Origin of the sequence: Alkalibacterium thalassium (genome assembly GCF_900101165.1) — a bacterium.
Lineage (GTDB): Bacteria > Bacillota > Bacilli > Lactobacillales > Carnobacteriaceae_A > Alkalibacterium > Alkalibacterium indicireducens.
This window is the reverse complement of the sequence record NZ_FNFK01000001.1, coordinates 146,541-157,006: the sequence shown is the minus strand read 5'-3', so window position 1 is coordinate 157,006 and position 10,466 is coordinate 146,541. Positions and strand designations below refer to the sequence as shown.

8 protein-coding genes and 2 pseudogenes are annotated in these 10,466 nt (G+C 35.9%); all 10 read right to left on the bottom strand.

Features of this window, described 5'->3' with window-relative positions; genetic code table 11:
* Positions 1-226, bottom strand: a pseudogene (locus BLR76_RS00730) (hypothetical protein); the annotation flags it as partial.
* A gap of 79 nt (positions 227-305) precedes the next feature.
* Complete coding sequence (locus BLR76_RS12130) at positions 306-815, bottom strand: DEAD/DEAH box helicase (RefSeq protein WP_245682987.1); 510 nt, start codon at positions 813-815, stop codon at positions 306-308.
* A gap of 91 nt (positions 816-906) precedes the next feature.
* On the bottom strand, positions 907-1,299 hold the full coding sequence (locus tag BLR76_RS12125; RefSeq protein ID WP_245682986.1) for a DEAD/DEAH box helicase family protein: 393 nt from the start codon (positions 1,297-1,299) through the stop codon (positions 907-909).
* 327 nt (positions 1,300-1,626) lie between these two features.
* Positions 1,627-4,677, bottom strand: a complete 3,051-nt coding sequence (locus BLR76_RS00720) for a type I restriction endonuclease subunit R (RefSeq protein WP_091264236.1) — start codon at positions 4,675-4,677, stop codon at positions 1,627-1,629.
* A 30-nt stretch (positions 4,678-4,707) separates the two neighbouring features.
* Positions 4,708-5,874 carry a restriction endonuclease subunit S gene (locus BLR76_RS00715; RefSeq protein ID WP_176759563.1) on the bottom strand — a complete coding sequence of 389 codons (1,167 nt, stop codon included), beginning with the start codon at positions 5,872-5,874 and terminating at the stop codon, positions 4,708-4,710.
* A pseudogene (locus BLR76_RS00710) lies at positions 5,867-6,820 on the bottom strand (type I restriction-modification system subunit M); the annotation flags it as partial. The pseudogene BLR76_RS00710 and the gene BLR76_RS00715, both read right to left, overlap by 8 nt.
* A gap of 434 nt (positions 6,821-7,254) precedes the next feature.
* Positions 7,255-8,043: an APH(3') family aminoglycoside O-phosphotransferase gene (locus tag BLR76_RS00705; protein ID WP_091264228.1), complete on the bottom strand. Its 789-nt coding sequence runs from the start codon at positions 8,041-8,043 to the stop codon at positions 7,255-7,257.
* 466 nt (positions 8,044-8,509) lie between these two features.
* Positions 8,510-9,028, bottom strand: coding sequence for a ClbS/DfsB family four-helix bundle protein (locus BLR76_RS00700; protein ID WP_071131225.1), 519 nt, complete (start codon positions 9,026-9,028; stop codon positions 8,510-8,512).
* Positions 9,029-9,269: 241 nt separating this feature from the next.
* On the bottom strand, positions 9,270-9,914 hold the full coding sequence (locus BLR76_RS00695; RefSeq protein ID WP_245682985.1) for a hypothetical protein: 645 nt from the start codon (positions 9,912-9,914) through the stop codon (positions 9,270-9,272).
* A 223-nt stretch (positions 9,915-10,137) separates the two neighbouring features.
* Positions 10,138-10,446, bottom strand: a complete 309-nt coding sequence (locus BLR76_RS00690; RefSeq protein ID WP_091264226.1) for a putative quinol monooxygenase — start codon at positions 10,444-10,446, stop codon at positions 10,138-10,140.
* Positions 10,447-10,466: the final 20 nt, after the last annotated feature.

Sequence of the window (10,466 nt, the reverse complement as noted above, 5' to 3'; positions counted from 1 at the left end):
CACTAATTTCTTCAGGTGCTTTTGAAGAAAGGATAGCCTGGTTTCCAGATTTTGAGGTGAAGACTAGAGTAAACAAGAACTGAAAGAGTACCACAGGACTAACACCGCGAGTTTTTTTTACATTCGCTCGGTTCAAGAGTGTTCCAATTTTGAATTCTTTAAAAAAGTGGGAAACGGTCGATTCAACCTCGTGATTTTCTGATTTTTCTGGTAAAATATTAGTCATAAGACATCTCTCCTTTGAATGTTGTTGTGGTGACTACATTTTACCAAAGAGAGGTGTCTTTTTGTGTGTTTTTTGATAATTATTTATAAGAAGTTTCAATAACCGCAAGGGTTAAACTTGGATATTCAACTGCAAAACTTGAGTTAAGTAATTGATTCCAATCAGAATCCTGATGATATAAATCTTCAATACTATCTTTCAAATCATCTATTGCAGTATTAGTTACTAATTTAGCGTTTACTAAATTTCCAGAACTTGACCTTGCAAATCGACCAATAAATTGTAATGTAATCGGCAGTGATTTATATTTGTCATGAATTGCTGCTATTTTTAATGAAGGAATATCTATTCCTTCACCAAACATGTCAACACATACCACAATTTTAGACTTGCCATTTTTAATTTTATTTAAAGATTCTCTGTTTTCATTTTTCTTACGCCCAGAATGAATAATAACTGGGTTCAGTTTATAATGCTTAGAATAAATATCATTAAATAAGTTTTCTGCTCGCAGACGATTTTTTGCCCTAGCTAAAAGAACATGATCTAAACCTTTTTTTATATCTTCAGACAATAGTTCTATTACCATTTTTGCAATTTTTCATCTGATTTTTTAGCTTCAAATTCTTGTATTGGATAAAAATCAATAGGTTTAAAATACCCACTTTATTGAGCTAAACTTAAACTGTAATTGTAAATAATCTTTCCTTCAAGTTTTTTCCATCATTTCTATATGGTGTCGCAGTATATTGTAAAAGTTTTTTATCTAAAAACTTTTCTCTTACAAATTTCCAGTCGGGCGCTGCTAGATGGTGGGCTTCATCAAAAACAACAAGTTCCACATTATTAATTAAATGTTCAAATAATTTATTTGGCATATTCTTAATTAAGGTAGGTGTTGAAACAATAATATTTGTATTGTCGAGGTCTTTTAGAAACAGTTCTACTTTATCTTCTTTAAACTTTGATTTATATAATATGCAGTTAGGAAAAACTATTTCATTCGATAACATATCTAACTTAGGTAGTATTCCGAAATGAGTAGCTCCCTCAAAAACTTGTCTCCTTTTCACTGTACGAGTTTTTCCAACTATCTACAATAGTATTTTTATCAAAAGACTCTCCATCAGAATTCAAACTATATACAACTTTATTTCCGTTACCAATAGTTTTTTTAAATTGTTTACTCATATTTGTCACCTATCCTTTTGCCCTTATTAAAGCATCTATTTATTTGTAAGAACTAAAAACAATGAGTACTTTCTATTATCTATAAAAAGTTAGATAATTTCGACAAAATAATTGGATCTCTTAAAGGTAGATATTCGCAAAGTTGTTAACGTTTGCATTTATTAGTAGACAAGCACATGGGGTAAATATAATAATGTGCTTGTGGACAATTACTTCCTCTGCAACGGCAATATGTCGTTCTGCATTACTTCCTTGAGATCTGACCGAACTGTTTTCCAATAGCGCAGTTTGGGTACAGGGTTCTCTACTTTTTCTCTGTAGGCCTCATAATTTGCTGACTGCTTGAGTTCGTTTTCGCCGTTCTGCTTGTCTCTCTTAGGATTGTAATTAGCGACAACATACGTCAGTTCGTCTTCGTTAACATGCCATTTTTCCGAAAAGTCATGGATGAATTCCTGCTCCTCACTTTGGATCATATCTTCCAGAACATTAGACACGTTTTTATCTCTAAAGTCTTCTGGATTCTGTTTGATGCCGTCCCACAGTTTTTGCATGACAAGTGACAATTTAGGATTGCTTTTACCCAATTCAGCGATATACTTATCCACTTCTGCATTGGACACTTCATCTTCACGAGCAAGTAACTCATATTCATCGTCTCCACTTGGTACGAATGCCTGGATAAGCATAACGATATACTCATAGTTGATGTCCTCTGTTTTGACGGATTCCAGTTCGTATTCAATGTCGATCTCTACTGGATCATCTTCGTCTGGTTCATTTCTCAATTCGTCTAAGGCATTGACATACTTGCCGTTGAACTCTTCTATTTCCCTGAGCTGAATCGGAAAGTCCGTTCCCATCTGTTCCATTTCAAAATCGCTGTAGACTTGCACTGCCGCAAAACTTCTATCTAGTGCCTGATAGGCTTTTACGAACTTCTTCAGCTGTGCCGTATTTAAAGCTTCCACGTCTTCCGGTTTCTGTACAAGATCTCTTAGTTCTTTAATGGCTTCGATAAATGTGGCCTGAGCTTCTTCCCAAGTTGGAGCCAGCACTTCATTTTCTCCGCCATTCGAATACAGCACCAATGCTTCTTTGACTTTCTGCTCAAATATTTTAGGTGTCTGGAAGGTCACGATCTGTCCATACTTTTTAGGTTTTTCAAATAAACGGTTTGTTCGTGAAAAGGCCTGTATCAAATCATGTGGCTGCAAAGGTGACCGGTCGATAAATAACGTAGATAGACAAGGAGCATCAAATCCAGTAAGTAAGCGGTCCACTACGATCACTAAATCAAGCTGCTCACTACGGAGTTTGAACAGATCCTTTTTACGGGCTATACGCTCGTTCACGTTTCCGTTGTATGCACGAATCGTCTCTATCGTAAAATTGGTTCCGAACTCATGATTATAATCTCTTAATGACTCTTTCATTTTATCCTGATTTGTGATTGACGCTTCCTCGTTTTCGCTGATTGAATAGGTGATGGCCACTTTTGGAAAGTCAGGCAATACTTTCTTCGTTTCTTCATCAATTGTTACAGCGGCCTCACCTGCTTTAACACGTTTGATTAAATCATAATACTGTTGTGCCTGTGCTATTGAAGAGGTTGTCAAAATTGCATTAAATGTGGGTTCAGGAGCGTTCTGAAAACCCAATTTTTTTCTCGATTTGTTGACTATGGAATTAATAACCTCTAGCATATGTGCTTCTTTTTCGTAAACATCTTTTGGTAAGCGAGCTTCTTTATCGACCCATTCCATCGTATCTAAATCAATCTCACTATTACCTAATGCAGCTAGTACTGCTTTGTCCAACTGCTCTTCAGAAAATGTAGACTTGTATTCAACCTGAAAGCCTAATACAGCTTTATCATGTATTGCTTCCTTGACTGTGTACTCGTGTAGACAATCGCCATACTGCTGGGTAGTTGTCCGAGGCAAGTCTCCCACGACTTTTTTCGCGTTTTCTAAAAATATCGGTGTCCCTGTAAAGCCATACCATAACGAGTAAACGAAGAATTCTTCAATTTCACGTTTTTTGGCTGGACTGATAGCTCGGTGACATTCATCTACAACGAATGCCAATTTTAACTGCGTCATCTTTTCAAAACGCTTCGAGTTCTCACTATTTCTGAATCGTTTCATTACGATATCCAGTTTCTGTATCGTAGTCACGATCACATTCCGATCATCTGAGAGCAGTTTTTTGATGAGCATTTTAACGTTATCTGTTTTATCGATATCGATAACATCATTTTCAGCGTAGGATGTAAATGATGACGTCGTCTGCTGGTCCAGATCTACCCGGTCTACAATAAAAATAGTCTTTTGTAATGAAGGGATTTGAAGCAGATTCCGAGCCACTTTGTAGGAGGTCAGCGTCTTACCTGATCCTGTCGTATGCCACACGTATCCTGACTGTTGTCTGGTTGACGCACGTTTGACGGCTTCGATCGCATGTATCTGATAAGGGCGAAGTAATATCAGTGCTTTCTTCTCGTGATCGATCACTGTATACTGAGTAACCATCTTGTGAGCCATCGGTATAGATAGCACAGACTCCGCAAACTCAATATAATCCGTTACTGGCTGATTGTGTTCATCGACCCATTTAGTTAGAAACTGTTCGTTCAGCTTTGTATCCTGAGCTGAGGCTATATAGCGGGTATCTGTTCCATTTGTGACAACAAACATCTGCAAAGTGGAATAAATACCGGTAAACTTACCTTCTTTTAAGTACTTTTTGATTTGTCGAAAAGCATCCATATAAGGATGTGCTCTGTTTTTCAGTTCGATATGAATCATAGGAAGTCCGTTGATGAGCAAGGTAACATCAAAGCGACGATTTAAGTCTTCGATGGATCGTTTTTCAGATTTGAACTGGTTGATCACTTCATAAGACGAAATGCCACCAGCAACGTCCTGACGGTTTATTACGCGTAATCTTATCGTTCCAAGTGACGCATCTTCTCGCTGAACTTGAACTTTAGCAATGCCGTTTTCCCCTGCCAGCCATTTAGCAGCGGCGTAAAAACTGGGAAAGTTCAACTCGTTTTTGATCTGACGAAATTCCTGTTCAGTCAGCGGTACCCCGTCTAAAATATCTTTATTATTGGATTCAAGTTTCTGCCTGAAATTTTCCCACAGGTCGTCCTCAGTCCGCAAGTCTTCTCTATATGTCCACTGAGACTCACCAGTTACGAGTTTTTTTATAAGATTATCTTCCAGTACCTGTTCTGCCGTAAAGACAGCCATATCTTTCACCTCTATTCCTGATTGATTGAATTAAACAAACATCTTCTGCAAGAACGCCTGTTTCATTTCTTTGTATGCTTCCGCTTTTTGCTTGTGCTGTTCGATCGTGTCGTCTAAAGTCTTGAAGAACTGTCCGATGTGTTGTTGTTCTTCGAGTGACGGTAATTGAATTTTTAAACCAGCTAATGATGATCGAGTCAGTTGTGGTTGTCCACTTCCCGCAATATACGGATCAAAATTGAAAGCTGTCATTAGCTGGAGCATATAATTGAAATCCAAATCAGTATTCTCATAAGTGTTTACAACCATTGCATTACTTGTAATCCATGACATTTCAGGAATCAAATTGACAGTTCCGCAAGTGTTACCCCTACATGCAACAGCTATTTGTGGTTCTACATGATTATATTCAGAATAATAACCAATGAGACCATTAGCACCATAAACGGGGTATCCCGTTTCTGTAAAATCAGATTGTGGTAAATTTGAAGGTTGATACACACCCACACAATCAAGAAGATTCACTTCTTCCCAATCATCACTAAAGCCATTAAACCGCAATTCAGGAACACTCTCCTCTTTATTCGGAAACATCTTTTGAAGGAAAGCTTTTTTTCTTTGTTTTAGAAGGGTAAGTTCATGCTGATGAAGAGCGATAGTATCGTCAAGTTGTTTGAAGAAAGTGCCGATTTTTCTTTGCTCATCAATATTCGAAGGCGCTAGGTAATTATATTGATTTAACTCATCCCTATTAATCTTCGGCATTCCTGTTCTCATAGAAACAGATACTGAATACTTGTAAAAATCTTTTGTCTGTAATATTACGAATAAAAAATATTGATCGATTCCGTTATGTGAATTTAAAACATATGTGTCGGCACTAGTTAATCCTTCAAAGTTTACGTAAGCATATTTTGCTAATTGTGGATTGATTTTACCATATATAATATCTCCAGAATTAAAATGGAATTTACCACTAATTAAATTATCCTCTCTAACAGTTTTAACGTTATTAAGTATTCGTCCTGTAAAAGATTCAATGTTTCCTGGACCGATATGAGGAAGATCATCATACTTCCCCTCCTTGGGATCGACCATGTCGGTGGATATATTTACGGTATCATACCACTTACGCTGTTCCCAAGCATCAGTGAAATTCTTAAATCTAATTTCGGGTTTTACGTTATTCTTACTCATGACGTTCACCACCATCATTACTTTTGTAACCCAACAACTCCATGAATGCATCTAATTCCTTTTGTGACTCCTCGGTAGAAGCAGTCAACTCTTGAGCCATTTCAGCTAGTGCTTTATCAGACTCCTCTATTTTAGCTCTTGTTTCTTTTAATTCTTTAGCAACTTCCGCAAGTGAAATAGGTTCTTCTTCTTCAAAGGTATCAACGTATCGAGGAATATTTAAGTTATAGTCATTTTCTATAATGTCATCGTAGCTTGCAACTTGAGCATATTTATCGACATTTTCTCTTTTGGCGTAAGTTTCCAGAATTTTTTCGATGTGTTTCTCTTCTAATATGTTCTGATTTTTCGCTTTTTTGAAATCGTTTGAGGCATCAATAAATAAGACGTCTTTTGACTCACGATTTTTCTTCAAAATGATAACTGTGGTCGGAATACTTGTATTAAAGAAAATATTAGCTGGCAAGCCAATAACAGTATCAATTGCCCCATTTTCAAGTAAGGCTTTACGTATTTTCCCTTCTGCTCCTCCTCGGAACAGGACGCCATGAGGCAACACGATAGCCATTACTCCAGAATCCTTTAAATGGTAATAGCCGTGCAGCAGAAATGCAAAGTCAGCTTTCGACTTGGGTGGCAATACGCCGTACATAGAAAAACGAGGATCGTCTAAGAAACCTTTTTCTCCTGACCATTTTGCACTGTAGGGTGGGTTCATTAATACACCATCGAAGTTGGTCGGTTCTTCTGTCGGCCAGTCTGCATCCAAAGTATCTGCATTGTGCAAGTGCTGATTGGACACATCGACTTTATGCAGGAACATATTCATTCGTGCCAGATTGTATGTAGATGTATTCAGTTCCTGACCAAAGTAGTTAACAGTCCCTGGTTCGTTGGTGTATTTTTGGACATTTAATAATAGGGATCCCGATCCCATTGTTGGATCTATGTTCATGCATATTTTGATACAAAAATAAAAAGCCCTCTCTGGGGCTTAACCCCAGAAAAGGCTTGAAATCAGTGCGTTTAGGGCATCCCTCGGACTTGCTAAACGCATTAGATTGCTAACATATTGAGTTATTCGCTTGGTACGTTACCGAATAAATCTAACTTGAATACCCTTAGATTCATTAAGTCAGAATAATTAAAAAGTATAGGTAAAATTAAAAGGTTCAGTGTAGATATGTTTCCTCTAACACCATGCCTTGAGAGTACAATAAAGATGTCACTTAAGCCTGGTACACCCTTGGCGGTATGGGATTATACTTTTTTTACACCACTTTACCTTTTAGTTTTGGTAGAAACCAAAGTTATTATATTAGTATTCGCCATTCCACTCTGCATAAAACGCTTATAAAAAACTTCATATCTTTAGATCTTCTAAAACAGTTCATCCAAAAGAGTATAGTAACGAATTTTGTCCCAATCAGGGACAATATCCAATTTTTCGAATAATATATCTGCTCTAAATCCCTGATACTTCTTGTCACAATATTTTCCCTCAAAATTATGCAAGAGACTTCGATAACACAAAGCAATATCCTGCCATCTATCTGCGATTCCAGCCTTCCCCAAATCGATATATCCAGAAATTTTTTCATCTGACAAAAAGATATTTGGAAGACAAAAGTCTCCATGGGAAAATACAAACTCCTCTTCCGGTCTATTTGTTATAAGCCACTTTAGTAGATGTTCCGAACTCTCAAATCCATTTTCGCCAAATGTTTCAGGTTCAACATCATCCATATCTACCACATTGTTTTGCACATTATGTTTTGCCATCTGTAATTTTTCATCAAGTCCATGCATATACGTACAATTACTAATGTCAACTTTCCAAAGCATCTTAAGACCTTCTGCCAAAAGATTTACTAGTTGCTCTGGATTTCTCATATATTGATCAGCACATGACATCTTACCAGACACTTTGGTCATTAAGAGATAATTCTTATCCTCAGCCTTTTCATAAGCCAATACCCTTGGCACAGGTAATTTATCTTGCAGCCATTCCATAACCTGATATTCGTGTTCCGATTCTTCACTTATTGATTGAATTTTAAGTACTTTATCAGTAAAAATAATAACTGTTGAATCTGACATACCAACATCATCATACGAAAAGTTTTCATTTCCAATTAGATTTTTAATTTTGTCTGGTAAATCTAACATACATTATCTCATCCCTTCAAAAAACTTATTACCACTGTATTGATTTTTTTAAGACGTCATTTTTTGATTATACTACACAACTGTAGTAATTCTGCTTGGCAACAATAATCAACAACACCTTATTACTTAAAATAGACTAAATATCTCTGTTAATTTAATAACTGCAAAAAACGCCTTTCGGAAGTTCCCTATTATTTCTGTTAATCCATACAGCATAATATCTGCCCTATCAATATTAGAGACTATTGGGACAATAGCACTACCGTCTCAACGTGTTTTGAGAGGAATTCATAGCTGTCAAAGGACAATTTCCATTTTCCTTTTTTACTTAATTCTCTTTGAGGGAACATATCCATTGTGGACTTGCGTATGTGGGAAGATATCCAGGATTGAACCTTGTATGCAGGAACATATCCAGATAGTATTGTACTTATGAGAATAGTTTGCCAAGTAACTGAACTTAGTTTCATAGTGCTATCTTTTTCCATTTTCTTATCTTGGTTCTAAAAGTCCCAAAAGGAGCAACAGTATTAACGTGAATAAATTTATATACTTCCCATACTGCTGTTTTTGTAGCTTCATCAGCCCACTTTCTCATATGAGGTAAAAATAATTCTTCATCACTTAGTACATCAATCATTTTATTGATTGAAATAACATTTCTGTTTAGCCTATCCTTTAACTCCTCTAAGGATAAATTTGCATAGGTATCTGAAAACCACTGATATAATTCACCAAGCTGATTCCACCTAAACATATCTGATGGTGTCTTTACTGTTAAGCCGTTTTTCTCATCGGCTTCCCATTGCAGGAGCAATGTTGTCCAGCCAACTTGATAAGCAAGGTTTTCAGATGGTGTTCTGTCAACTTCGTCAACGCTTTTGTCTTTCAGTGATTCTGGGATATTATTAAATTCAGAAATATACTTTTCAAAACTTTTATTTATCTCAAATTTTAGCTCTTCTTTATCTTTATATGTTCTCATAATACCTCCTGTTATTAATACAAGGTCTAATTGATAATAATCTTTCTAGAAAAATAGAATAATTACGATGGTAAACCTCTTGAACCTCTATGGCTCAAATTTGTAACATAAATGAAATCGGGGAATTAATCCACTGTGGACTTGCGTATACGGGAAGATATCAGTTCCTTTATCCGATTAAAAAAAATACCTCCGACAAGTTGGAATCATGTTTGTTCCAAAAAAATTGTCTACTCAGTTTCTATTCCAGCAAAGAATGTATCACTTTAACAATGGTCAAGCCGTAATCAACAAAGAAGCTTTTTTGTTCTTCCGAATAGTTTTTTCTTTCCGATATTGCATCATCTGTGGCATGCCTAAAACAATGCATTTTCTTTCTATAGCTTGTTACTACATCGTTAGAAATATAATCAAAACAAATCGTAGAGTAATCTGGTGTAAGGAACTTACCGTTCTTCTTTAATAAACTTTCTATTAAATTTGCTATCTCTGCAAGTTTTTCATCTGTGCTCATATTATTGAACGATGCTTGTCGGTTTGATACCTCAATAAACTTTTGATTGATTGAATCATCTATATCAACATAGGTTGATTTCTGTTCAAATGTCAACCTTGCGACAAATGTTCTTCTAACAGCATATCGAACAGTCCCGTTATCATCATCTCCCTTTGCAATAATTCTGTTCCTAATTTCTCCATAAGTAAAGTCACTAGGTGCAACAGGTGGTCGTGCCAACAATCTAGGAAATTCTTTTATAACATATCCTATTTTGTATAAATAATACGATATAAGATAAAACCAACATTTATTTTCATTACCAGAAAAATCTACATCCGGTTGGCATAATTCCCTAAACTTTGTTATTGCTTCCTCCGCATCATACACCTCAAATTCATAATCCTCTACTTCCGTATAACCACTAAATATATTGTACCCGCAAACGACAGTCAATATTATGTTATATCAACGTTTACAGACACTTTCCAATTATGGAAGGTGTCTTTTTTTATGAAATGGCTAACTTTTGGCTAATTTTTTGTCGAGTATAAAAAAGAGCAATCATCCTTAAAATAACTAAGTGGATGATTGCATTCTAAATGTTTAAGATTTAAAAATTAGCTTTTCCACCTTTTACAGTTAAATTAGGGTAATCTTGCATTCCGTTTATAATAGGTTGTGCCTTAGTAATAATTTTACGAAAAACGTCTAGTTCCAAAGAAGCTTTGTGAGAAGCTTCATCTTTCCAAACTTCAAAAATATGGACAGCATTTTGATTGTCAGGGACAGTTGCAACTATATAACAAAAGCAATTATCAATTGATTCCATTTCTGAACTAGCCTCTAATAAATACTCTAACAACTCATCACGTTTTCCTTCTTTTGCTTCTAAATAACCATTCACTCCAAAAAAATCCATTGTCAAAATTCCTCCTTATT